Genomic DNA, 21,857 nt, shown 5'->3' on the forward strand with positions numbered 1-21,857 from the left:
ACATGCCGGACCCTCACGCTTCCTCCGCCGCCCCGACCGTCCCGGATGCCGCCACGGCCGCGCTGCCGGCGGCCTCGCTGCCCGGCGCGCCGCCGGCGCAGGCGTTCCCCGCCCCCTCCGAACCGCTGGACGGCCCGTCCTGGCGCGCGCATTTCCCGGTCTGCGCCGACCTGGCCTATCTGGACCACGCCAGCCTCGGCCCCACGCCGCGCCTCACCGCCCAGGCGGTGGCCGACAGCCTGGCCGAGCAGGGCCGGCGCGGCTCGCTGGCGCATCCGGGCCTGCACGAGATCGCCGACGCCGCGCGCGCCGAGTTCGCCGCCTGCATCGGCGCGCCCGCGGCACAGGTGGCGCACGCGCCCAATGCCTCCGCCGCCGTCAGCCTGATCGCGGCGGGCCTGCCCTGGGAAGCGGGCGACGAGGTCGTCGTGCCCGCCATCGATTTTCCCTCGGTGGTGCTGCCCTGGATGACGTTGCGGGCGCGCGGCGTGCACGTGCGCACGGTGGCCTGCGTCGACGGACGCGTGGACGTGGACGCCCTGCTGGCCGCCTGCAACGGCGCCACGCGCGTGATGTGCGTCTCCTGGGTGCAATTCAGCAGCGGCTGCCGTCTCGACCTGGCGCGCCTGGGCGCCGCCTGCCGCCAACGCGGCATTCTGCTGGTGGTGGACGGCGTGCAGGGCGTGGGCGCCTTGCGGTTGGACGTGGCCGACCTGCCCATCGACGCGCTGGTGGTGCATGCGTACAAGTGGATGCTGGCGCCCCAGGGCGTGGCCTGGCTGTACGTCGGCGAGCGGCTGGCGCAGCGGCTCGGCCTGTCCGCCGCCGGGCCGCGCAGCCTGACGCCGCGCGACTCGTATTTCGATCACCGCTACGAACCGCGCGCGGACGCGGCGCGCTTCGAGACCGGCATCCTCGGCTTCCACGGCATCGTGGGCGCGCGGGCCAGCCTGGCCTTGCTGCGCGCCGCCGGGCCGGCGCGCGTGGAGGCCGCGGTGCTGCGTCATGCCGGGCATCTGGCGCGCGGGCTGCTGGATGCCGGCTGCCATGTGCAGGGCGGGGCCGATCGCCGCGACTTCCACTCCGGCATCGTCGTGTTCCGCCATCCGCGGCTCGACGCCGCGGCCTGCCGCCTGGCGCTGCTGCGGGCCGGCGTGGTCACCGCCGCGCGCGAAGGCCACGTGCGGGTCGCGCCGCATTTCTACAACACCGACGCGGAGATCGAGACGCTGCTGCGCACGGTGCGCGACATGAAGGACTGACGGGGCGTCCCATGCGCCGGCCGCCGGTGCCGGCGCTGCAAGAGAGGCTTGTCCTGCTCCACGCGGGACGCGCGGTTTGCCATGCGTGCGCCTTGCTCGCGGGATGACGAGCTTCGAACAATCCTGAATAAAAACTGAAAATATCGCGCCGAAAGATACGAAATGCCGGACCCTCGCCAGTTCAGCAAAAATCTCGGCGTCCCGGGAAACGGACTGAAACGTCCTTCGTCAACCTTCCATCTTTTTCCGCACTCCGGACGGGTATATCTGGGTAAAGTAAGGGTGTGTACATCCCGTTGATGGATGTCCGGAGTACAACCATGAAGAAACTCACTCTCTCGACTTTGGCCGCCGCCACCCTGGTGCTGGCGTCGGCAACCAGCCCGGCGATGGCCGGTGGCTATTATCACGGCGGCTACGGCGGTTACCACGGCTACCACGGTGGTTATCACGGGGGCGGCGGCGGCTGGTGGGTCGCCGGTGCCCTGGGCCTGGTCGCCGCGGGCGCCTTGATTGCCGCCAACCAGCCCACCTACGTGGCGCCCGCGCCCGTCTACGCCGCGCCGGTTTATAGCGCGCCGGTCTATGCCGCGCCGCCCGTGTACGCCGCCCCGCCGGTCGCGCAGACGGAGTACGCGCCGCCGCCCGCCCGTTCCACCGGCGACCTGATCGCCTATCCGGCCCACGGCCAGACCCAGGCGCAGCAGAACCGGGATCGCGCGGAGTGCCAGAACTGGGCCGTCAACCAGAGCGGCTTCGACCCGTCGAGCGTGACGCAATACTCCAACAACGTCCAGGTCGATTCGTACAACCGCGCCATGTCCGCGTGCATGACCGGCCGCGGCTACTCGGTCAGTTGATCGCCGGCCGGGCCCGGTAATTCTTTCAGGCTGGCGCGTCGAAAGGCGCGCCTTCCAGGAAGGCCTGGTGAGCGCCGATCGTCGCGGCGATCTCGCGCAGCAGCAATATCGTTCGTAGTTGCGCCATGCGCGCGCCGGCCGCATCGATTGCGGCCGTTTCTGTTTTTTCCTCAGGCGCGCCGCCGGACAGCCGCCGCGCCAGGCGGTCGGCCAGCCGCGTGGCCAGTCGCGCCACCGCGCCGAATTGCGCGCGCCGCAGGCGACGCAGCAGGGCATCGCGCTCGCGCGCCGTCAACGCCGCCTCCACATGCCCGCCCGGACCACCCTGATGGCGCAGCCGGATGACCGCATCGCCGATCGCCAGCGCCCCCAGGATGCCGTCCAGGTCACGCGCCATTTGCGCCGGCGGTACCTGCACGCCCTGCGTCATCTGCTGGCGGATGCGGTCGGCCGTGCGGCTGTGCAACTGCGCGGCCGAGGGCGCGCGCCGCGCCTCGCCCAGCCCGGCCAGGTCGGCGCGGACGGTCGCATGCAGGCGCGCCAGCGCGGCGCGGCGGTCGACCGGGAACAGCAGGGTGAAGGCCAGCACGCCGCAGACGATGCCCACGATCAAGGTGATCGCGCCGTTCAGTTGCCCCGGCATCGTGGCATAGCTGCCATTGCCCGGCGACAGCAGGTCCCACAGGAAAATCGAGAACGAGGCGCCGATGGCGGCCGTCGCCGGCCGGCGCATCGCCAAGCCGGCGCCGACCAATACGATGGACAGGGGCAGGGCGAAGCTGGCGTAGTCGTGCGCCACCGGCATCGCCAGCAAGGCCCACAGCATCGCCACCACGGCGGCCAGGGCCGTGCCTTGCAGGAAGCCCAGGCCGGCCGCCACCGGATTGGGCCGCGTCGAGAACAGGGCGCAGATCACGCCGGTGATGGTGACGAAACCCGGCCCCGACGGCCACGCCGATCCTATCCAGAAGGCGGCGGCGAGCAGCAGCGCGGCCGCCGCGCGGATGCCGTTGCGCACGGCGGCGGTGCGGTCCAGGTGCGTGGCGTAGCGTTCGCGGGCGTTGGCGGGATGGGCCTGCCAGACGGCTTCGCGCCGCTCGGTGGCGGTCTCCAGCGCGCGCAGCAGCGCCAGCCGTTTCGCGGCGGCCAGTCTCTCGCGCCAGCCCGCGCCGCCGTCCCAGGACGCCATCTCGCGCGCCAGCGTGGCCGCGGCCGCCCGGGTCTGCGCTTGCACCGCCGCCGCGCGTCCGGCCGGTTGCGCGGCGATGTCGCCCACCAGGTCCAGCAAGGCCGGCGGCATGGCGTCCCGGTCGCCGGCCCGCCGGTCGTCGGCCAGCGCGTGGGCGGCGACCAGTTGCGCCATGGTGGCCACCGCGGCGGCCCGGATATGCCCCATGCGCCGGCGCACTTCCAGGGAGCCCGCGGCGGCGAACTGCGCCGCGACGTCCATGTCCAGCCCCGCCACGAACAGGCGCTGCGGCGCGTTGCCCGGCGCTTCGCCGCTCATCATGCGGCGGGTCAGCTCGGCGGCCTTGCGCAGATAGTCGTCCAGGCGGCGCCGGATGCCGATCAGGCCGCGATCCGGCTCCCAGGCCGCCGCCAGCACGGCCTCCACCGCCACGCCTAGCAGGATGTAGCAGACGCGCGCGACGGCGATGTGGAAGACTTCCTCGGGATGGCTCACGCTGTCCATGGCGATGATGACCGCGGTATAGCCGGCCAGCACCGCGCCGTAGGAGCTGAAGTTGCGCAAGCCGGTGGCCAGGGCGGTGCAGATGCCCAGCCAGGCGGCCAGGCAGGCCAGGAACAGCCACGGCGCCTGCGACAGGGCGCCCACCAGCGCCATGGCCACCGCCGCGCCCGCCAGGGTGCCGATGGCCCGGGAGCGTCCCTTCGAGAGGCTCATCCCGCGCGTGCCCTGGGCCACGATCCAGACGGTCATGGCGGCCCATTTCGGGTTGTCCATCTGCATTTCGAGGGCCAGGTAGAAGGCCAGCAGCGAGGCGACGGTGGTGCGCAGGGCGAAGCCCAGGGCCGGGGCATCGATGAAGGACGGCAGGGCGAAAAGCGGGCGGGGCGCCGGGCCGGCGGCAGGGGACGAGCGGGTCATGATGGCGCGAGTCTAGATCGGCTCGTGAATGGGATAAACTGCCTGGATTGGCAATTTCTGTTGCTGGAAACGGTATAAAACAGCTTGGACAACGGCACAAACAGCGTGGCGACCCCATGAAATTCGAACATGTGCAGGTCTTCCTGCGCGTCGTGGAGGCGGGCAGTTTTTCCGGCGCGGCGGCCTTGCTGGACATGCCCCTGACCAGCGTCAGCCGCCAGGTCAAGGCGCTGGAGGACGACCTCGGCGTGCAACTGCTTTACCGCACCACCCGCAAGGTGCGCAGCACCGACGCCGGACGCGAGTTCTACGCGCGCTGCCTGCAGGCCGAACAGGTCCTGGCCGACGCGCGCGCCTCGGTGGCCAGCCTGCGCACCGAGGCCGAAGGCACCCTGCGCGTGCTGGTGCCCTACGCCCTGGGGCTGCTGGTCCTGGAGCCGACCCTGGCCGCCTTCCGGGCCAGCCATCCGCGCGTGCAACTGGTGCTGACGTATCACAACGAAGCGCTCGACCTGGTCGCGCACGGCTATGACATCGCGATCCGCATCGGGCCCTTGCCCGACACCACCTACGCGGCCCGCCAACTGTGCCTGTCGCGCGCGGTGCTGGTCGCCAGTCCGGCCTACCTGGCGCGCGCCGGGCGGCCGGCCGATCCGCGCGACCTGCGGCGCCACGATCTGCTGAGCAGCGGCGGCGACGCTCCGCTGGCGCAGTGGCGGCTGCGGCACGCCGGCAGCGGCGAGATCAGCGACCTGACGCTGCGGCCCGTGCTGGTGGCCAACGAATCGGCCACCCTGATCCGCCAGGCCCTCAACGGCGGCGGCATCGTGCTGGCGTCGCGGATGCTGATCGGACGCCACCTGGCCAGCGGGGCGCTGGAAAACGTGTTGCCGGAATGGTCGCGCTGGCCCGACGTCGAACTGCATGCGCTGTTTCCCCAGCGCGCCACGCAGGAGCGCAAGGTGCGGGTCTTTCTCGACTACCTGGTGGACGTCTTCGCGTCCTGGCACGTCGGCGGCGCGGCCTCCCCGCCGGCCTGAGCCGGACCGTCAGCGCCGCGGCCCGACGGGCAGGGGGCGCGGCGCCTCGGTGGCCATGCGCTCGGCGCTGTCGCCCGCCAGCGTCACGTCGCCGCGCGGCCGGGCCACGCAGGGCAGGATCCAGCCCTCGTCGATTTCATCCCGGCTCAGGCCCGGGCGCTCCACGACATAGCCGATCTCGCCCGCCTCAAGGTGGCACATGCAGGCGCGGCAGGTGCCGTTGCGGCATGAACTCGCCAGGCGGATGCCGGCGCGCAAGGCCGCCTGCAGCAGCGTTTCGTCCGCGCGCGCCGGATAGGTCCAGCCGCTGGTCTCCAGCGTGACCGTATAGGCGGCCTCGCCCGTGGCGGGCGGCGAGGCGGGGGGAGCGGACGCGGAAGCGGGCATGGCAGCCATTCTAGCCCTCCCGCCCCGCATCCGCCTGCGCTACACTTCCATTCCTGAAAGTTATTTTCATGATGACTACCATTCATGAATCCATCGCTGCGCGATCTCTCCTATTTCCTCGCCGTGGTCGCCCACGGCCATCTCGGCCGGGCGGCCTCGGCGTGCGCGGTGACGCAGCCGGCGCTGTCGAAATCGCTCAAGCGCCTGGAGGACGAGACCGGCCTCGCGCTGTTCGACCGCAGCGCGCGCGCCGTGCGGCCGACGGCCGCCGGCCTTGCCTTCGCCGAGCACGCCCGCAAGGTCGTCGACCAATACGAGGACGCCATCCGCCACGCCCAGGCCCTGTCGGCGGGCGACACCGGCCTGCTGCGCGTGGGCGCCACCGCGGCGACCATGGACACGGCGGTCCTGCCCGCGCTGGAAGTGCTGCTGCCCGAACGGCCGGGCCTGCGCGTGACCTTGACCACGGGCGTGGCCGACGAACTGCATGATCTCCTGGAGCAGGGCGTGCTGGACGTGGTCGTCGCGCCGCTGGAGCGCGCCGTGCCCGCCGCCTTGCGCCAGCAGGCGGTCGGCCGCGACGACCTGCGGGTGGTCGCCCGGCGCGGCCATCCGCTGCTGCGCCGGGCGCCGGTCGGCCTGGAGGCGCTTGCCGCCGCGCGCTGGATCCTTCCCAAGCGCACGTCCCTGCTGCGCCAGCAACTGGACGCCGCCTATGCCGCCGCCGCGCTGGCGCCGCCGGCGCCCGTGCTGGAGGTCGACTTCATCTCGGCCGGGGCGCTCAAGCTGGTGGCCGGGGGCGACTGGCTGACCGTGGCGCCCGCCGCCCTGCTGGAGGAAGCCAGCGGCGTGGTGGCCTTGCCGGCGGCGTCGCCGTTGCCCCTGCGCCGCGAGGTCGCCTTGCTGGCGCGGCGCAGCGCGGCGTGGTCGCCGCAGATGAAAGCCATGCGCGAGGCCTTGCAGCGCGCCAACAAGAGCGCGGAGGGCAGTCCCGCATGAAGATCTCCCGTTTCTTTCGCACGCGCGCCGACGCTTCCGGCATCGCCGCCAACGAACGCGCCGCGCTGGTCTACCTGCGCGGCCTGCTGGTGGCCGGCGCGATGGGCGCCCTGGGCGCGCTGGCCGCGCAGGCCTTCCGGTCCAGCCTGGACAACGTCACCACCTGGCTGTTCCAGCGGGAAGGCGACATCTCCCAGGTCTTCGCCTCGCTGCCCTGGTACGCCCGCATCGCCTGCCCGGCCGTGGGCGCGGCCCTCGCCGCCCTGATCCTGGCCCAGGCCTTGCGTCGCGAGCACGCGCAGGGGACGGTGTCCGAATATCTCGAAACCATAGACGGCAAGACGGACCGCATCCCGGTCGCGCCGTCCCTGCTGCGCTGCGTCTCGTCGTTCTTCTCCATCGTGTCGGGCGGCTCCATCGGCAAGGAGGGCGCGATGGTGCAGTTGTCGGCCACCGCCGCGTCCTGGCTGTGCTATCCCTTCCGCGCGATGCCCGGCGCCGCGCAGGGCATGTCCGTGCTGCGCGGCGAGGACTTCCGGCTGGCGGTGGCGCTGGCGGCCACGGGCGGCCTGGCGGCGGTCTATCACACCCCCCTGGCGGCGGCGATCTTCATCGCCGAGATCGCCTATGGCGGGCTGGAGCTGCGGCGCGTGGGCTTTCTCTTCACCGCCGCCGCCGCGGCCACCTGGGTCGTCAGCGCGATGGGGCACTACACGCCGCTTTACGCCCTGCCGCCTTTCGCCTTCGACGTCACGGGTCCCGGGATGCTCGCCATCATGCTGGTGGGCGTGGCCGGGGGCGCGGCCGGCGCCGTCTTCCTGCGCGTGGTGCGCCTGGCCCGCACGGGTTTCACGCGCCTGCACAAGTCGCTGGTGGTGCGCATGACCGCGGGCGGCCTGGTGGTGGGGCTGATCACGCTGGTCGCGCCGGACGTCACGGGCAACGGCTTCGCGCCCATCGTCAAGCTGCTGGACGGGCAGGCCCTGTCCGTGCCCTTGCTGGCGCTGCTGGCGCTGAAGATCCTCGCCACGGCGGCGACGGTGGGCGCCGGCGCCATCGGCGGCCTGTTCACGCCGTCGCTGATGATAGGCGCGCTGGCCGGCTCGGCGTGCGCGCCGCTGGCGGCGCACTGGCTGGGCATGCCGGACAGCGCGGTGCTGCTGGGCGTGGCCGGCATGGCCGCGGGCCTGGCCGCGACCACCCAGGCCCCGCTCATGTCCACCCTGATGGTTTTCGAAATGACGCAGGAATCGTCCTTCGTCTTTCCGCTGATGCTGGCCACGGTGGTGGCGTACGCCACTTCCATGGCGCTGGGCGACAGCGGCACCTACTCCGTCATCGCGCGCCACCGCGCCCGTTCCGACCGCCGCAGCCGCCTGGCCGACGCCACCGCCGGCGCGGTCATGCGGCCCGTGGCGAGCCCCGTCGTGGCGGCGACGCCGCTGCGCGAGGCCATGGCGGTCGGCCTGGCCGGCAAGAACCGTTTCGTCTTCGTGGTCGACGGCGACCGGCATTACCAGGGCGCCGTCTGGCTGCAGGACGTGGTGGCGCGCGTGAACGCGGGCGAGGCCGAGGCGGCCGTCGGCACGTCCAGCTACGTCCCGGACTTCCCGGTGGTCTACGCCGGCCAGCGCCTGTTCGACGTCTGGCAGACCGTGGTGGAGTCGCCGGCCGAACGCACGCCGGTGCTCTCGGACCCGCAGTCGCGGCGGCTGGTGGGCGTCCTCAACAAGAGCGAACTGCTGAAGCAGGCACGCCTGCTGTTCGCATGACGCCGGCATGCCGGGAGGAGAGGAGGGATTAAAGTTTGGTAACACAGCGATACGCCCGAGCCACGACGGCGGTGCGAGCATGGCGCTCGTTACCCTTGCGTTAGTACGTCCATGCCAGCTCCATCCGAACAAAATACGCTAGTGCCGGGGCCGCCTTCGATTTCCTTCGATGCCGGGTTGCCGGATCTCGCGACGCAACCGCAGGTGGCCGGGCACGCGGCTCAACCCCTCCAAGACCCCCTGTTCCAGCAGCGCAAGCTGGACGCCCTGAGCCACCTCACCGGCGGCTTGGCGCATGACTTCAACAACATCCTGCAAGGCCTGCTGGGTTCCCTGCAACTGGCCCAGCGGCGCCTGGCGATAGGCGAAACGGAAAAGGCCGGCCGGCTGATCGACGCCGGCCTGAACGCGGGCCGCCGCGCCGCGGGACTCACGCATCGCCTGCTCGCCTTCGCGCAGCGCCAGTCGCTGGATCCCAAGCCCGTCGACGTCGCGTCGCTGCTGCGCGCCATGGAGCCCGCGCTGCGCGCCGCCCTGGGTTCGGGCATCGTCCTGGCGACGACGGCGGCGCCCGATCTGGCGCCCACCCTGTGCGACGCCCGCCAGTTGGAAAGCGCGCTGCTGGGACTCGCCGCCAATGCCCGCGACGCCATGGCCGGCGGCGGCGCGCTGACGCTGGCGCTCACGCGCGAGGTCCTGGCCGGCGCGGGCGCCGCGGCGGAGAACGTCGCGCCCGGCGCCTACACCTGCCTGACGGTGACCGATACCGGCAGCGGCATGACGCCGGACGTGCGCGAGCGCGCCTTCGATCCGTTTTTCACGACCAAGCCCATGGGGCAGGGCACGGGCCTGGGCTTGTCCATGATCTACGGCTACGTCAGGCAGTCGGACGGGGGCATCACCCTGCATAGCCGCGAGGGCGAAGGCACGCGGCTGCGCATCCTGCTGCCGGAGGTGGCGGCGCTGCCGCAGGCGGAACGGGCGCAAGGGCAGGTCGCCGCCCCGGCCGGCAATCCGCTGGTGCTGGTGGTTGACGACGACAGCCTTGTGCGCGAGCTGGTGACCCAGGTGCTGGCCGACGCCGGCTACCGCATCGTCGCGGTCCCCGACGCCGCGGCGGCGATGACGGTGCTGCGCGGCGGCGCCGCCCCCGCGCTGTTGCTGACCGACGTCGGCCTGCCGGGCCTGAACGGCCGCCAGTTGGCCGACGCCGCGCGCGAGCTGCAGCCCGGGCAGAAGGTCCTGTTCATGACCGGCTACGCCGCCAATGCCGTGGTGGGCGGCGGCGAGGCCCTGGATCCGGGGATGTCGATATTGATGAAGCCTTTCGAAGTAGGCGAATTGACGGCCAAGGTGGCGGAAATGCTGGAAAGCCGCCACTGAGCGGCGAGCCCGGAACGGGAATGGGTTTTGCGCCTGCCGCCCGGCTCTTATGGGGAGCGATCGTCGGGAGACAACCATGAATTATTTCAACGAGAGCAGCCGGACGTTTCTCAAGCGGGCCGCCTTGTGCGGCGCCTTGCTGGTGTCCGCGGGCGTGGGGTGGCCGAGCCAGGCCGCCGAGTTGACGCGCCGCGACCAGCGCTTCATGGAGCAGGCGGCGCAGGCGGGCCTGACCGAAATCGCCGCCAGCAAGCTGGCCATGGACCATTCGGACAACGACGACGTCAAGCGCTTCGCCGGGATGATGGTCACCGACCATACGGCCATCGCGCAGGACCTGCAGGCGTTGGCCGCCGGCAAGGGCGTGCAGTTGCCGACGGAGCCCGCGCGGGCGCAGCAGTCGCTGCTCAAGCAGTTGCAGAACGCCAAGGGCGGTAAATTCGACAAGACCTACGTGGAAAAAGTGGCGGTCAGCGCCCATCGCGACGCGGTCAAGCTGTTCACCAATGCGGTAAAAAATGCCAAGGATGCCAACGTCAAGGCCTTCGCCGAGAAAAACCTGCCGGCGTTGAAGGCGCATCTCGAAAAGGGCAGGGCCTTGCGCACCGCGGTGTCGGGCGGCCGTCCCGGCGGCTGGGTGGGCGAGCATCCGCATTCGCCGGCGCCGGCCGGCCCCGCGGGCCCGCCGTCCACGCCCGCCTCGCCCGTATCTCCGGTGTCCCCGGCCTCGCCCGCGGCGCCCGCCAACGTGGTGCCGGGCAAGTAGATCGGCGGCTGCTCCCTAGGCGTTTTGCCTTGGGGGTGGGCCCTCCCCCCCAAAAAAAAACGCACCGCGTAGCGGTGCGTTTCCCTGGACACGTCTTGCGTCACTGGGGGACTGCCAGCGACTCCAGCGCGCGGATGCCATCCAAGGCGGCATCGGTCGGCGTGCGGAAGACATGTTCGGACTGGATGACATGGGGCACCGTCGTCTTACCCGTATCGACGACCTCGACCTCCCAGCGAAACCCGCCCTGCGTCACGGGCTCCAGCCATAACGTGGCCCGTGACTGCTGGGTTTCCTTAGTCAGTATCTTCATCGCGCCCCAGCCCCGCCCATCTCACGCGATATGCGCTTCGATGGTGATTTCTTCCTTGCGCTGGCGCATCCGGGCGCCGATGTCGCGCAAGTCCTCGTTCATGACGATCAGCTTCGGATACAGCTCGCCTTCCTCGCCGTTGACGTGATGGCTGGTCAGTTCGCCCAGCACCGCGACCTTGGCGTGGAACAGGCGGTCCTCGGACGTCATGCCCTGGATCTGGGCGATCAGGCTGCGTATGCAGGAGTGCTCGACCATGGCCTTGTCGATCAGGTGGCCAAAAGCCGTTTCATTGCGCGCCCGGACGTGGGGATAGAAAAGCTCTTCTTCGATTTGCGCGACCACGGTCAGCGTCAGGCACGCCTCATGGGCGATGGCCTCGCGGGTTTCGGCATCTTTTTCACGGCTGAAGGCCTTGAAAAGGTGTTTGATCCGGGAATGGTCGTCCAGCATCAGACCCAGCGCGTCTCGCTGGGCGAGAGGAATTTCCGCCTTGTTCATAAACATTCTCCTAATCCGCGGGTTGCCGCAATGGCGCGGCGCAGCACCGAAGCAAGCCCCGTGCCTGACCATGCCTATGGGGAATCCGGAGCGCGCGCGGCGGGGCGATTCCTGCGCCGCCGGCCCTCCGGGTGGGCGAGGCCCCGTATGGGCCTCCTTGACGGCTCGAGCTTACGCAGAAGGCGCTTTGCCGCGCCACCCTCCATATAGATGAGTACCGGCTGCGCGCGAAGGATGGATGATCGGGAAAAACTGCCCATGCCGCCGGGGAAGGGGGATTTTCTTCCTCAACCATAGGGATGAGGATGAGGGCCGGAGGCTGGTCCGCCTCGTCCAAACGAAGCGGTTGTAAGCCCGCGGCGGCATGGCTAAGGTGGCTTATCCAGTGGTTTTCGCTGCGGCGCGGCAGGCGGTGTTTCGACGAAGCCCGCGCCTGCCGCCGTGGCGGCGCCCATGCCCGCGCCGATGCCCGCCATGCCCACACCGTCCTCCTCCACCTCCCCTCCCACGCCAGGCCAGGCTTCCCGTTTCCTGGCGCAGGCCACGTTCGGCCCCACGCCCGCCGAGATCGACCGGGTCGTGTCGATGGGTTATGCCCGCTGGGTGGACGAGCAACTGGCCATGCCGCCGTCGCAGACCCACTTCGACTGGCTGATGTCGATGGGCAAGAACACCGAGGCCTACAAGGGCAACGGCATCAACGAGCCGCTGGACGCCACCTTGTGGCGCAAGTTCATCTCGGCGCCCGACCAGTTGCGCACGCGCGCCGCCTTCGCGTTCTCGGAAATCTTCGTCGTCAACGTGCTGTCCATCTCGGCGTCCTGGCCCATGTTCGGCGCGGCGGCGTTCATGGACACGCTGGCCGCGCACAGCCTGGGCAACTTCCGCGACATGCTGGAAGGCGTCACGCACAGCGTGGCCATGGGCTGCATGCTGACGTACCGGGGCAGCCGCAAGGAAGATCCCAAGACCGGCCGTTCGCCGGACGAGAACTACGCGCGCGAGGTGATGCAGTTGTTCACCATCGGCTTGTACGAGCTCAATCCCGACGGCACGCTCAAGCTGCGCGACGGCAAGGCGGTGGAGACCTATACCAACGACGACGTGCGCGGCCTGGCCAAGGTCTTCACCGGATGGGACCTGGCGGGCCAGGAGACCGATCCCGAGTTCCAGCGCCGCCCCATGGCGTTGAACCCCGCCAACCATTCGATGTCGGAAAAGCGCTTCCTCGGCAAGGTCATCCCGCCGGGCACCGGCGGCGTCGAGTCCCTGCGCATCGCCCTGGACACCTTGTGCGCCCATCCCAACGTCGGCCCCTTCATCGGCACGCAGCTCATCCAGCGCCTGGTCACCAGCAATCCCAGCCCGGCCTACGTCGGCCGCGTCGCCGCGGTGTTCGCGGACAATGGCAAGGGCCGGCGCGGCGACCTGGGCGCGGTGCTGCGCGCCATCCTGCTGGACCCGGAAGCGCGCCAGCCCGATCCGGCGTCGCCGACCTGGGGCAAGGTGCGCGAGCCCATCCTGCGCTTCGCCGCCTGGGCCCGGGCCTTCGGCGCGACCTCGCGCAACGGGCAATGGGCCATGCCCGATACGACCGACAGCACCATACGCCTGGGGGAAAGCCCGCTGCGCGCGCCGTCGGTCTTCAACTTTTTTCGTCCCCGCTTTACGCCGCCCAATACGCCGATCGCGCAGCAGGGCATGGTGGCGCCCGAGTTCCAGATCACCGATGAAACCAGCGTGGCGGGATACCTGAATTTCGTGGCGATCTACGTCGACCGGGGCTGGGAGGACGTGCAGACCGACTACGCGGCCGAGGCGGCGCTGGCGCACGATACGCACGCGCTGGTGCGGCGCATCGTGCTGCTGCTGGCGGGCGACGCCTTCAGCATGGCCACCGCGCGCGTCATCGCGGACGCGGTGGCGGAGATCCCGGAACCGCGCAAGCTCGACCGCGTGCGCGCGGCCATCATGCTGGTGGCGGCGACCCCGGAATACCTGGTGCAGAAATGAGGCGCCGCCACGCCGGGCCGGCTGGCGGCGCCCTTGCCGGACGCGGCATCTCCCGGCTTCCGGGCGCGCGCGGCAACGACGATGGGAGAAGGCCATGAAGGCCACACGACGCGAATTCCTCCGGCGGGCGTCCCTGCTCGGCATGAGCGGCACGGCCGCGCCGCTGGCGTTGCAGATGGCGGCGGTGGGCGCGGCCGCCGCGGCCGAGCCACCCGCGGCCGCGCCGCATGCGGGCGGCCCGGCCGGCGGCATGGGCAACGCGGGCGCTGCCGGCAACGTAAGCGACTACAAGGCCCTGGTCTGCATCTTCCTCTACGGCGGCAACGACCCCTACAACACCGTCGTGCCCTACGACCCCGCGCGCCATGCCCGCTATTTCCAGGCCCGCGCGGACATCGCGCTGGCGCGCGACAAGCTGGCCGCGACGGCGCTCAAGCCCAGGGACCCGCCGCCGGGCGGCGACGCCTATGCGCTGGCGCCCGGCCTGGCGCCGCTGGTGCCGTGGTTCGAGCGCGGCCAACTGGCGGTGCAACTGAACGTGGGGCCGCTGGCGGCGCCCACCAGCAAGCGCGACTACATCGGCGCCCGCGTGCCGCTGCCGCCCAAGCTGTTCTCGCACAACGACCAGCAGTCCTATTGGCAGGCGCTGGCGCCGGAAGGCGCGGCGTCCGGCTGGGGCGGCCGGCTGGCGGATCTCTTCATCGCCGCCAACGACAACGCCACGTTCACGGGCGTGACGGCCGGCGGCAGCGCGCTGCTGCTGGCGGGGCATCACGTCAGCGCCTACCGGGTCAGCCCGGCGGGCTCCACGCCCATCGAGCTGCTGCAGCGCGACACCTATGGCTCGACCACCTGCACCGATCTCATGCGCCTGCTCGTCACGCAGTCCGGCGAGCATCTGTTCGAGCGCCAGCATGCGGCCATCGTGGCGCGATCCATCCGCGCCGACGCGCGCCTGCGCACGGCCCTGGCGCGCGACACGGTGGGCGGCGATTTCGCCACGCCCTTGGCCGCCCAGTTGAAGATCGTGGCCCGCATGATCGCCGCGCGCGACACCCTGGGCATGCGCCGCCAGGTGTTCTTCGTGACGCAGAACGGCTACGACAACCACGACGGCCTGAACGACGTGCACCCCGGCCTGCTGCGCGAACTGGGCGGCGCCATGGCCGAGTTCCAGAAGGCGCTGGACGCCATGGGCGTGGCGGGACAGGTCACCACCTTCACGGCCTCGGAGTTCGGGCGCACGCTGGTCTCCAACGGCAACGGCTCCGATCATGGCTGGGGCGGCCATCACCTGGTGCTGGGCGGCGCGGTGCGCGGCGGCCGTTTCTACGGCAGGCATCCCGAACTGGCGCTGGACGGCCCGGGCTTCGTCGACCATGGCCGCATGCTGCCCGACGTGGCGGTGGACCAGTTCGGCGCCACCCTGGCGACCTGGTTCGGCGCCGGCTCCGGCTCCCTCGACGACGTGTTTCCGAATCTGCGCCGCTTCGACAACCGCGACCTGGGCTTCATGCAGGACGCGGCGCAGGTCGGATGATGACGGGTCCCGCAAGCGCATGCCGGATGATGATCCACGGACTCGTGCGCGAGGGGGACCGATCCCCTGTAGGGATGGGAGGGATCGCCCATCGGTCCGAGAGACAAGCGCGCCGCCGCTGCGTCATGATGCGTCTTCCGGGGGCGGATACAGGCGGCGCGGCGCGTCGCCCGGGGGCCGCGCGCGTGCGCCGGGCCACGGAATGCGACGACGATGATGACACTGTGGCCATCCCCGGCAAGGCCGGGCTTTCCGGGCTTTCCGGGCCTTCCGGGCTTTCCGGGCCTTCCGGGCTTTCTGGGCTTTCTGGGCTTTCTGGGCCGTCCCGGCCGCGTCGCGGTGGCGGGGCTGCTGGCCGCGGCGGTGCTGGCCGTGTGGCCGGATCGCGCCGTGGCCGGCGACATCTACCGCTATCGCGATCCCTTCGGCATTCCCCGCGTCATGGTGGTGCCCAAGGGTTACGCCAAGTACTATCAACGGGCGCAGCAGCGCGCCCAGGCGCGGGCCGGCGTGCGCGTGGCGAGCGGCGCGCGCGCGGACGCGGCGGGGCTGGATGCGCTCGACGCGGCGAGCCGCCTGGAAAGCCTGTCGGCGCATCCCGGCATGGAGAACTATCGCGGCATCATCTCCAAGGCCGCGGCCGACGCCGGGGTGGACAGCGCCTTGCTGGGCGCCGTCATCGCGGTGGAGTCGGGCTTCCGCAAGGACGCCCGTTCGCCGCGCGGCGCGCTGGGCCTGATGCAGTTGATGCCCGCCACGGCGGCGACCCTGCTCAAGCACGGCGACATCGAGGCGGCGCTGGTGGACCCCGCCATCAACGTCGGCGCGGGTTCGCGCCACCTGCGGCGCCTGCTGGACCTGTATCCCGGGCGGCTGGACCTGGCCCTGGCCGCCTACAATGCGGGGACGGGCGCCGTGGCCAAGTACGACGACGTGCCGCCGTATGCGGAGACGCGCCAATACGTGCGCGACGTCATCGCCCTGTATGCGCGCTACAAGGGCGGGCAATAGGGGCGGGCAATAGCGGCGGCGGGAATAGCAGTCCGCAATAGCGGTGCGCAACAGGGGGCGCGAGCGGTACGCAATAGGGGCGGCGGCGAACTTCCGTGCCGCCGCCGGGTCGGACCTCAATCATTCAATAATTCTTGCAGGACAGAGCAGGGCATGCATTCCTTCTGGGTATTTCTGTCGGCGCTCGGCGAGTCCCGTCTCCTGGTGCCGGCCGCGGTGGTGGCGACCCTTTTCCTGGTGGCGTCGGAACGCGCCACGGTCTTCAAATGGGCCTGCGGCTTCGGCATCGCCGCCCTGGTGGTGCTGGTGTCCAAGCTGGCCTTCCTGGGCTGGGGCTATGGCTGGGAGGCGATCGATTTCACGGGTTTCAGCGGCCACGCCATGGTCAGCGCGGCCATCTATCCCGTGCTCGGCTACGCCCTGGGCAACGTCCATTCGGAACGCGCCGCGCGCTGGGGCACGGCGGCCGGCGCGCTGCTCGCGATAGCGATCGGCGTCTCGCGCCTGTACCTGCGCGCGCATTCGCCGTCGGAGGTCATCCTCGGCCTGCTGGTCGGCGGCATCGTCTCCAGCATGGTGTTGCTGAAGTGGCCCGCCCACCGCACGGGCCTGCGCGCGGGCGCGGTGCTCCTCGGCTTCCTGCTGTCCGCCGCGGCCAGCTACACCATCGCGCCGAAGGTGCGTACGCACGATCTGGTGGTGGTCATGGCGCTCAAGCTGTCGGGTTCCGCGCAGCCCTACACCCGCGAAGCCTTGAACTGGAATCGCCGCTGAACGCCAGCTTGCGCGGCGTTGACAAGTCCCTTAAAAATGCGGCTTTCGCCGTCGCGGTGCATAATCACGGCCTGCCTCAACCGCCGCTCAAGCCTGCCATGCCACTCGCCCTGGGTGCTTTCATCGTTCCCCTGATCGTCGCCTGCGCGCTTTTCATGGAGAACGTCGACGCGACGGTGCTGGTGACCTCTCTACCCGAACTGGCGCACGACCTGGGGCAGGACCCCATCACCCTGAAGCTGGCGGTCACCAGCTACGTGGTGGGCCTGGGGGTCTTCATTCCCATCTGCGGCTGGGTGGCCGACCGCTTCGGTTCGCGCACGGTCTTTCGCGCGGCCATCGGCGTCTTCATCGCCGGTTCGCTGCTGTGCGCCGCCTCCACCTCCTTGTTCACCTTCGTGCTGGCGCGCTTCGTGCAAGGCGTGGGCGGCGCCATGATGGTGCCGGTGGGCCGCATCATCATTTTCCGTTCGGTGGCGCGCGCGGACTTCGTGCGCGCGGTCAACTACCTCACCGTCCCCGCGCTGCTGGGCCCGGTGGTGGGCCCCTTGCTGGGCGGCTTCATCACCACCTACCTGCACTGGCGCCTGATGTTCTTCATCAACGTGCCCATCGGCATCCTCGGCATCTGGCTCACCAACCGCCATATCGAAAACACGCAGATGCCGCATCCGGGGAAGCTGGACTGGCTGGGCTTCGTCATGTCGGGCGGCGGGGCCGCGCTGTTCATGCTGGCCATGTCGCTGCTCGGCAGCGACATCGTCGACATGCGCGACAACCTCATCATGCTGGCGGTGGGCGTGCTGCTGTTGCTGGCGTATTGGGCCTATGCGCGGCGCGCGAGCAACCCCGTGCTGGACCTGAGCTTCCTGCGCGTCCCGACCTTCCACACCGCCGTCATCGGCGGTTCCCTGTTCCGCATCGGCCTGGGGGCGATTCCCTTCCTGCTTCCGCTGGCCTTGCAGGAAGGGTTGGGCATGACGCCGTTCGAAGCGGGCACCATCACCTGTGCCTCGGCCTTCGGCGCGCTGTTCATGAAGCTGGTCGCGCAGCCCGTGCTGCGCCGCTTCGGCTTCGGCCCGGTGTTGATGGCCAACGCCATCCTGGCCGGCGTGGCCATCGCCGTCTATGGCGTGTTCCACCCGGGCATGTCGCGCCTGTCGATCTGGTTCATCGTGCTGTTCGGCGGCGTGTTCCCCTCGCTGCAATTCACCGCGCTCAACGCGCTCGCGTACGCGGAGATCGAAAGCGCGGACGTCGGCCGCGCCACCAGCCTGGCGGCGGTGATCCAGCAGATGTCGCTGGGCCTGGGCGTGGTGGTGGCCGGCATCGCGTTGCAGCTCTCGCACTACGTGCAGGGCCATCCGCGCATCGTCTGGACCGATTTCTGGCCGGCCTTCCTGGTGCTGGGGCTGTGTTCGGTGGCGTCGGTGCCGGTCACCGCGCGCATGCCGCGCGGGGCGGGCGGCGAACTGGCGCGCGGGCGCTGAATCGCGCATCGCGCGCGCCGGGCCGGGCCTGGGGCCCCGCCGCCGCGCCGGCTTTCTACAGGAAGCCTTTCGCCTGCGCCAGCACCGCGTCGCAGGCCTTCTTGGTCACTTGCGATTTCAATCCGTCGCCGCTGAGATCCACGCTCTTGCCGTCGCCGGTCTTCAGCAGTCCCTTGGCGCCGGACACGTAGTCGTCGTTCTTCTCCGCCGGCTGGCCGCTGCTGCCGGACAGGCGGCTGGTCAGCTTGTCCTTCAGCGACGTCGCGCCGTCGCCGCTCAGGTAGTTGTTCTTGATGCAGTACTGCAGGACGCCCGTCGCGTTGCCCATGCTGCCGGAGGTCAGGTTGCCGGAAGCGAGGCCGCCGAGCATGGAGCCGCCGCCGGCGCCGCTGCCCGCGCTTTCACCATGTCCGCCGCCGCCCAGCACGCCTTCCAGTTTGTTCAGCGCCTGCGCGCCGGCCGGTCCGGCCAGGGCCAGCGCCAGCGCGGCCGCGCCGCAGCGGAGAAATAGGGATCCTTTCATGGTCGAGCTCCTGTCGTTCAGGTGGCCGCTACGGGTTCGCGCGATAATGTGCGGGGCCTGGCGCCGTGCCAGGCATGTGAACCGTCGTGGCCGCCGGGTTCGTCGAGACTGGGCCGGACGTCGTCAACGCGAATACATGTCCAAGGGGGACGCCGCATGACCAGCCAGCAACCGCTTCGTATCCTGCTTTCCCGCGCCACGGCGGACCGTTTGCGCGAACGCGTGGACACGGTGCTGAAGGGACGTCCCCATGAACTGTTGATCGCCGAGCCGACGCGCGGCCATGCCCATGGTAACGCCGACGTCGCCTACATTTCGCGCGAAGTTACCGGAAGTTCCACCAAACACGTTCTGACGGAATCGCTGGAAGCCTTCTACGAATCGCTGCGGGCCTCGCCCATGCTGCAATGGGTGCACGTGCACTCGGCCGGCCTGGATCGCCCCATCTTTCCGGAGCTGATGGCGCGGGGCGTAAAAGTTACGCCTTCCTCCGGCGCCAATTCCGAGCCCGTGATGCAGAACGCGCTGGCCGGCCTGCTGGCGCTGGCGCGCCACTTACCCGAATTGATGCGGGCCCAGCGCGAGAACCGCTGGCTCAAGGCGGGCGAGCTGACCATGCCGCGCGACCTCAGGGGCCAGAAGGCCGTGATCGTCGGCTGGGGCGTGATCGGCCAGCGCCTGGGCGAGATGCTGCGCGCGCTGGGCCTGCGCATCTCGGTGGTGCGCAGCAGCGCGCAGCCGGTCGAGGGCGCGCAGGAATGCGTGGCGTTCGAGGACATGGCGTCCATCCTGGGCGATGCCGATTGGCTGGTGCTGGCCTGCCCGCTGACCGAACGCACCCGCTTCCTGGTCGACCGCGCCATGCTTTCCGCGCTGCCGCCGCGCGCCCACCTGATCAACGTCGCGCGCGGCGAGGTGGTGCGGGAGGCCGAATTGATCGCCGCCCTGCGCGAAGGCCGCCTGGCCGGCGCCTACCTGGACGTCTACGAGCACGAGCCCCTGGCGGCCGATTCCCCCTTGTGGCAGATGCCCAATGTCATCGCCACGCCGCATTCCGCCGGCCATTCCGACGGCAACGCCGGACGGGTGGACGGCATCTTCCTCGATCTGCTGGCACGCTGGAGCGCCGAGCATCCCTGACGATACGGGAGATACGGGGAACCCTGCGCGCGACCCCGGGCCCAGGATCGTATCGTGTCCTCGCCCTTCAGACCCTGCCGGGACGCGGCATTAGGGATAACGCGCCCCTGACGCTTGAAAACCGGGCCTGATACAGATAAGGCCTTGAAAACCGTGCATAATTCCCCGTCCCGCGCCGTATTCCGCGGCCGGGGCCTGCACTGCGGTATCATCCGGTCCGATTTTCTAGCTTCGCTTGGCAATGAAAGGGCAACCTCTACGATTCGCGGCAGACCTCATCGCCCCCATCCTGGATGGGCGCAAAGTGCAGACACGCCGCATCCTGAAACCGCAGCCGCCGCAGAGCACCTCGGGCTGGCTGCGCGAGATGGGACCGAATGCCAAATGGGTCGCGGTCGAGGAGACGGTGCCCGGCCGTCCCATGCGCCGTCGCGTCCGCCGCGCCGTTTGCCCCTACGGCGAACCGGGCCAGACCATTCCGCTCTATGACGAGGACGGCAACGCCTTCGCCCTGGCCCTGCTGGTGGGCCTGCGCCTGCAACGCCTGCAGGACATCAGCGACGCCGACGTGGCTGCCGAGGGCTGTGTCAACCAGGCCACACCGCGCGGCGCCTTCCTGCCGGGCATGCCGATCAAATCCATCTTCGCCTTGAACTGGTGCGAAACCTACGGCGCCCGCGCCTGGGCCGTCAATCCCTGGGTCTGGGTCCTGGAATTCCGCATGCGCGAGGCCATCGTCGCGCCGGAAGTCGACCCCCGCCAGCAGGACCTCCTGTCCTCTCCCGCTTATTCCCGCGGCCGCGCGCGCCTGACGCTCTGATCCTTCGAGGCCGGCGTATCGAAGCGGGCGGCCAGGAAATCGATGAAGCCGCGCACCCGCGCCGACATGTGATGCCGGCTCGGGTAGTAGACGAACAGGTCGGCCGGCTCCAGCGTGTAGGCCGGCAGCAGGCGCCGCAAGCGGCCCGTTTCCAGATACTTGGCCAGGTCCCATTCCGAGCGGATCAGGATGCCGTGGCCGTCCAGCGCCCAGCCCAGCACGATGTCGCCGTCGTTGCTGGCCAGCGCCCCGCCGACCTTGACCACCTCCGTCTGGCGGTCGCGCGTGAAGCGCCAGGCGCCGTAGGCCTCGTCGTTCTGCCGGTGGATGATGCAGCGGTGCTCCTGTAGCGCGGCCGGCGTCTGCGGCGCGCCGTGGCGGCTCAGGTAGGCGGGCGACGCGCACAGGAAGCGCCGGTTGCTCAGCAGGCGCCGCGCGCTCAGCCGGCTGTCGGCGGGCTGGCCGAAGCGCACCGCCACGTCATAGCCCTGCTGCACCAGGTCCACCGGCCGGTCGGTGACCTCCAGTTGGACCTGGACCTCCGGGTGCAGGCGGGCGTATTCCGAGACCAGCGGCGCGATCACGGTGCGGCCGAAGCCCAGGGTGGCGTTCACCCGCAGCAGGCCGCGCGGTTCGGCGCGGCTGCCGGCCAGTTGGTCCTCCATGGCGCGGATCTCGGCCAGGATGTGGGTCGCGTGCTGGAGATAGGTCTCGCCCTCGCTGGTCAGGCTGACCCGCCGCGTCGTGCGGTTGACCAGGCGCACGCCCAGCCGCTGCTCCATCTGCGCCAGCCGCTTGGTGGCCGCCGGCGGCGTGATGTCCAGGGCGCGCGCCGCGGCCGACAGGCTGCCGTGCCGCGCCAGCAGGGCGAAGAAGACCAGTTCGGAGGATGGATCGTTTTTCATCGCCGGGCCGCTCCCAAGATGAAAAGCGCCCCCTCGGGGGGCAGCAAGCGGCGCAGCCGCGCGGCGTGGGGGTCTTTTTTCATCGCCCATTTATAACTCAAGGTGAGGGATATTTTTCTTTTGGGTGAAAAATGGGCCAGACTTGATTCGTTAACCTAGCCTCCGTGACACGTCCGGCCGGCTTGTGCCCGGCCCCCGCGGCGCCGAGGGCGCGGCGGCGTCTCGTCCAACAGCGAAGAGCGATATCG

20 protein-coding genes are annotated in these 21,857 nt (G+C 70.3%); 14 read left to right on the top strand and 6 right to left on the bottom strand.

What is annotated here, in order from left to right; genetic code table 11:
• Positions 1-2: 2 nt before the first annotated feature.
• Both CAL29_RS04680 and CAL29_RS04685 read left to right on the top strand, forming a co-directional pair.
• The gene (locus CAL29_RS04680) at positions 3-1,262 is read left to right on the top strand and encodes an aminotransferase class V-fold PLP-dependent enzyme (protein ID WP_179283905.1); all 1,260 of its coding nucleotides are present in this window, start codon (positions 3-5) and stop codon (positions 1,260-1,262) included.
• A 320-nt stretch (positions 1,263-1,582) separates the two neighbouring features.
• Positions 1,583-2,122, top strand: coding sequence for a hypothetical protein (locus CAL29_RS04685; RefSeq protein ID WP_094851791.1), 540 nt, complete (start codon positions 1,583-1,585; stop codon positions 2,120-2,122).
• A 25-nt stretch (positions 2,123-2,147) separates the two neighbouring features.
• On the opposite strand, the gene CAL29_RS04690 is transcribed toward CAL29_RS04685, so the two are convergent.
• Positions 2,148-4,232: an FUSC family protein gene (locus tag CAL29_RS04690; RefSeq protein ID WP_094851792.1), complete on the bottom strand. Its 2,085-nt coding sequence runs from the start codon at positions 4,230-4,232 to the stop codon at positions 2,148-2,150.
• A 116-nt stretch (positions 4,233-4,348) separates the two neighbouring features.
• On the opposite strand from CAL29_RS04690, the gene CAL29_RS04695 reads away from it, so the two are divergent.
• The gene (locus CAL29_RS04695) at positions 4,349-5,272 is read left to right on the top strand and encodes a LysR family transcriptional regulator (RefSeq protein WP_094851793.1); all 924 of its coding nucleotides are present in this window, start codon (positions 4,349-4,351) and stop codon (positions 5,270-5,272) included.
• A 9-nt stretch (positions 5,273-5,281) separates the two neighbouring features.
• On the opposite strand, the gene CAL29_RS04700 is transcribed toward CAL29_RS04695, so the two are convergent.
• On the bottom strand, positions 5,282-5,668 hold the full coding sequence (locus tag CAL29_RS04700; protein ID WP_373559693.1) for a 2Fe-2S iron-sulfur cluster-binding protein: 387 nt from the start codon (positions 5,666-5,668) through the stop codon (positions 5,282-5,284).
• 75 nt (positions 5,669-5,743) lie between these two features.
• Here CAL29_RS04700 and CAL29_RS04705 point away from each other — a divergent pair, with 75 nt between their 5' ends.
• From CAL29_RS04705 to CAL29_RS04720, 4 genes are all read left to right on the top strand, one after another.
• Positions 5,744-6,658: a LysR family transcriptional regulator gene (locus CAL29_RS04705; RefSeq protein ID WP_094851794.1), complete on the top strand. Its 915-nt coding sequence runs from the start codon at positions 5,744-5,746 to the stop codon at positions 6,656-6,658.
• Entirely contained in the window at positions 6,655-8,430 is a 1,776-nt protein-coding gene (locus CAL29_RS04710; protein ID WP_094851795.1) for a chloride channel protein, read from the top strand. The genes CAL29_RS04705 and CAL29_RS04710 overlap by 4 nt, the downstream gene beginning before the upstream one ends.
• A 177-nt stretch (positions 8,431-8,607) precedes the next feature.
• Positions 8,608-9,813 carry an ATP-binding protein gene (locus CAL29_RS04715; protein ID WP_179283906.1) on the top strand — a complete coding sequence of 402 codons (1,206 nt, stop codon included), beginning with the start codon at positions 8,608-8,610 and terminating at the stop codon, positions 9,811-9,813.
• 76 nt (positions 9,814-9,889) lie between these two features.
• A complete protein-coding gene (locus tag CAL29_RS04720; protein ID WP_179283907.1) occupies positions 9,890-10,579 on the top strand; it encodes a DUF4142 domain-containing protein in 690 nt (229 codons plus the stop codon).
• Positions 10,580-10,679: 100 nt separating this feature from the next.
• Here the strand turns inward: CAL29_RS04720 and CAL29_RS04725 are convergent, their stop codons facing one another.
• Positions 10,680-10,892 (bottom strand): hypothetical protein, encoded by a 213-nt coding sequence (locus tag CAL29_RS04725; protein ID WP_094851798.1) that lies wholly within the window; start codon positions 10,890-10,892, stop codon positions 10,680-10,682.
• 21 nt (positions 10,893-10,913) lie between these two features.
• On the bottom strand, positions 10,914-11,393 hold the full coding sequence (locus tag CAL29_RS04730) for a hemerythrin domain-containing protein (protein ID WP_179283908.1): 480 nt from the start codon (positions 11,391-11,393) through the stop codon (positions 10,914-10,916).
• 465 nt (positions 11,394-11,858) lie between these two features.
• On the opposite strand from CAL29_RS04730, the gene CAL29_RS04735 reads away from it, so the two are divergent.
• The 5 genes from CAL29_RS04735 (at position 11,859) to CAL29_RS04755 (ending at position 18,221) form a co-directional block, all read left to right on the top strand.
• On the top strand, positions 11,859-13,406 hold the full coding sequence (locus CAL29_RS04735) for a DUF1800 domain-containing protein (protein WP_094852718.1): 1,548 nt from the start codon (positions 11,859-11,861) through the stop codon (positions 13,404-13,406).
• A gap of 94 nt (positions 13,407-13,500) precedes the next feature.
• The gene (locus CAL29_RS04740; RefSeq protein WP_094851800.1) at positions 13,501-14,946 is read left to right on the top strand and encodes a DUF1501 domain-containing protein; all 1,446 of its coding nucleotides are present in this window, start codon (positions 13,501-13,503) and stop codon (positions 14,944-14,946) included.
• A 213-nt stretch (positions 14,947-15,159) separates the two neighbouring features.
• Positions 15,160-15,957 carry a lytic transglycosylase domain-containing protein gene (locus tag CAL29_RS04745; protein WP_256977193.1) on the top strand — a complete coding sequence of 266 codons (798 nt, stop codon included), beginning with the start codon at positions 15,160-15,162 and terminating at the stop codon, positions 15,955-15,957.
• 153 nt (positions 15,958-16,110) lie between these two features.
• On the top strand, positions 16,111-16,731 hold the full coding sequence (locus CAL29_RS04750; RefSeq protein ID WP_094851801.1) for a phosphatase PAP2 family protein: 621 nt from the start codon (positions 16,111-16,113) through the stop codon (positions 16,729-16,731).
• Positions 16,732-16,829: 98 nt separating this feature from the next.
• Complete coding sequence (locus CAL29_RS04755) at positions 16,830-18,221, top strand: MFS transporter (protein WP_094852720.1); 1,392 nt, start codon at positions 16,830-16,832, stop codon at positions 18,219-18,221.
• A 55-nt stretch (positions 18,222-18,276) separates the two neighbouring features.
• Here the strand turns inward: CAL29_RS04755 and CAL29_RS04760 are convergent, their stop codons facing one another.
• Positions 18,277-18,744, bottom strand: a complete 468-nt coding sequence (locus CAL29_RS04760; RefSeq protein WP_094851802.1) for a DUF2501 domain-containing protein — start codon at positions 18,742-18,744, stop codon at positions 18,277-18,279.
• Positions 18,745-18,900: 156 nt separating this feature from the next.
• Between CAL29_RS04760 and CAL29_RS04765 the strand changes: the two genes are divergently transcribed.
• Positions 18,901-19,884: an NAD(P)-dependent oxidoreductase gene (locus CAL29_RS04765; RefSeq protein ID WP_094851803.1), complete on the top strand. Its 984-nt coding sequence runs from the start codon at positions 18,901-18,903 to the stop codon at positions 19,882-19,884.
• A gap of 304 nt (positions 19,885-20,188) precedes the next feature.
• Positions 20,189-20,704, top strand: coding sequence for a hypothetical protein (locus CAL29_RS04770; protein WP_094851804.1), 516 nt, complete (start codon positions 20,189-20,191; stop codon positions 20,702-20,704).
• Here CAL29_RS04770 and CAL29_RS04775 read toward each other — a convergent pair.
• Positions 20,671-21,609: a LysR family transcriptional regulator gene (locus tag CAL29_RS04775; protein WP_094851805.1), complete on the bottom strand. Its 939-nt coding sequence runs from the start codon at positions 21,607-21,609 to the stop codon at positions 20,671-20,673. The two genes, CAL29_RS04770 and CAL29_RS04775, sit on opposite strands and share 34 nt — an antisense overlap.
• Positions 21,610-21,857: the final 248 nt, after the last annotated feature.

It is taken from the genome of Bordetella genomosp. 10, assembly GCF_002261225.1.
GTDB lineage: Bacteria > Pseudomonadota > Gammaproteobacteria > Burkholderiales > Burkholderiaceae_B > Bordetella_C.

Bases quoted from the DNA above. Each gene is read 5' to 3' on its own strand.
- CAL29_RS04680 (WP_179283905.1), top strand. From the start codon at position 3: ATGCCGGACCCTCACGCTTCCTCCGCCGCCCCGACCGTCCCGGATGCC.
- CAL29_RS04685 (WP_094851791.1), top strand. From the start codon at position 1,583: ATGAAGAAACTCACTCTCTCGACTTTGGCCGCCGCCACCCTGGTGCTG.
- CAL29_RS04690 (WP_094851792.1), bottom strand. From the start codon at position 4,232: ATGACCCGCTCGTCCCCTGCCGCCGGCCCGGCGCCCCGCCCGCTTTTC.
- CAL29_RS04695 (WP_094851793.1), top strand. From the start codon at position 4,349: ATGAAATTCGAACATGTGCAGGTCTTCCTGCGCGTCGTGGAGGCGGGC.
- CAL29_RS04700 (WP_373559693.1), bottom strand. From the start codon at position 5,668: ATGGCTGCCATGCCCGCTTCCGCGTCCGCTCCCCCCGCCTCGCCGCCC.
- CAL29_RS04705 (WP_094851794.1), top strand. From the start codon at position 5,744: ATGAATCCATCGCTGCGCGATCTCTCCTATTTCCTCGCCGTGGTCGCC.
- CAL29_RS04710 (WP_094851795.1), top strand. From the start codon at position 6,655: ATGAAGATCTCCCGTTTCTTTCGCACGCGCGCCGACGCTTCCGGCATC.
- CAL29_RS04720 (WP_179283907.1), top strand. From the start codon at position 9,890: ATGAATTATTTCAACGAGAGCAGCCGGACGTTTCTCAAGCGGGCCGCC.
- CAL29_RS04725 (WP_094851798.1), bottom strand. From the start codon at position 10,892: ATGAAGATACTGACTAAGGAAACCCAGCAGTCACGGGCCACGTTATGG.
- CAL29_RS04730 (WP_179283908.1), bottom strand. From the start codon at position 11,393: ATGAACAAGGCGGAAATTCCTCTCGCCCAGCGAGACGCGCTGGGTCTG.
- CAL29_RS04735 (WP_094852718.1), top strand. From the start codon at position 11,859: ATGCCCGCCATGCCCACACCGTCCTCCTCCACCTCCCCTCCCACGCCA.
- CAL29_RS04740 (WP_094851800.1), top strand. From the start codon at position 13,501: ATGAAGGCCACACGACGCGAATTCCTCCGGCGGGCGTCCCTGCTCGGC.
- CAL29_RS04745 (WP_256977193.1), top strand. From the start codon at position 15,160: ATGATGACACTGTGGCCATCCCCGGCAAGGCCGGGCTTTCCGGGCTTT.
- CAL29_RS04750 (WP_094851801.1), top strand. From the start codon at position 16,111: ATGCATTCCTTCTGGGTATTTCTGTCGGCGCTCGGCGAGTCCCGTCTC.
- CAL29_RS04755 (WP_094852720.1), top strand. From the start codon at position 16,830: ATGCCACTCGCCCTGGGTGCTTTCATCGTTCCCCTGATCGTCGCCTGC.
- CAL29_RS04760 (WP_094851802.1), bottom strand. From the start codon at position 18,744: ATGAAAGGATCCCTATTTCTCCGCTGCGGCGCGGCCGCGCTGGCGCTG.
- CAL29_RS04765 (WP_094851803.1), top strand. From the start codon at position 18,901: ATGACCAGCCAGCAACCGCTTCGTATCCTGCTTTCCCGCGCCACGGCG.
- CAL29_RS04775 (WP_094851805.1), bottom strand. From the start codon at position 21,609: ATGAAAAACGATCCATCCTCCGAACTGGTCTTCTTCGCCCTGCTGGCG.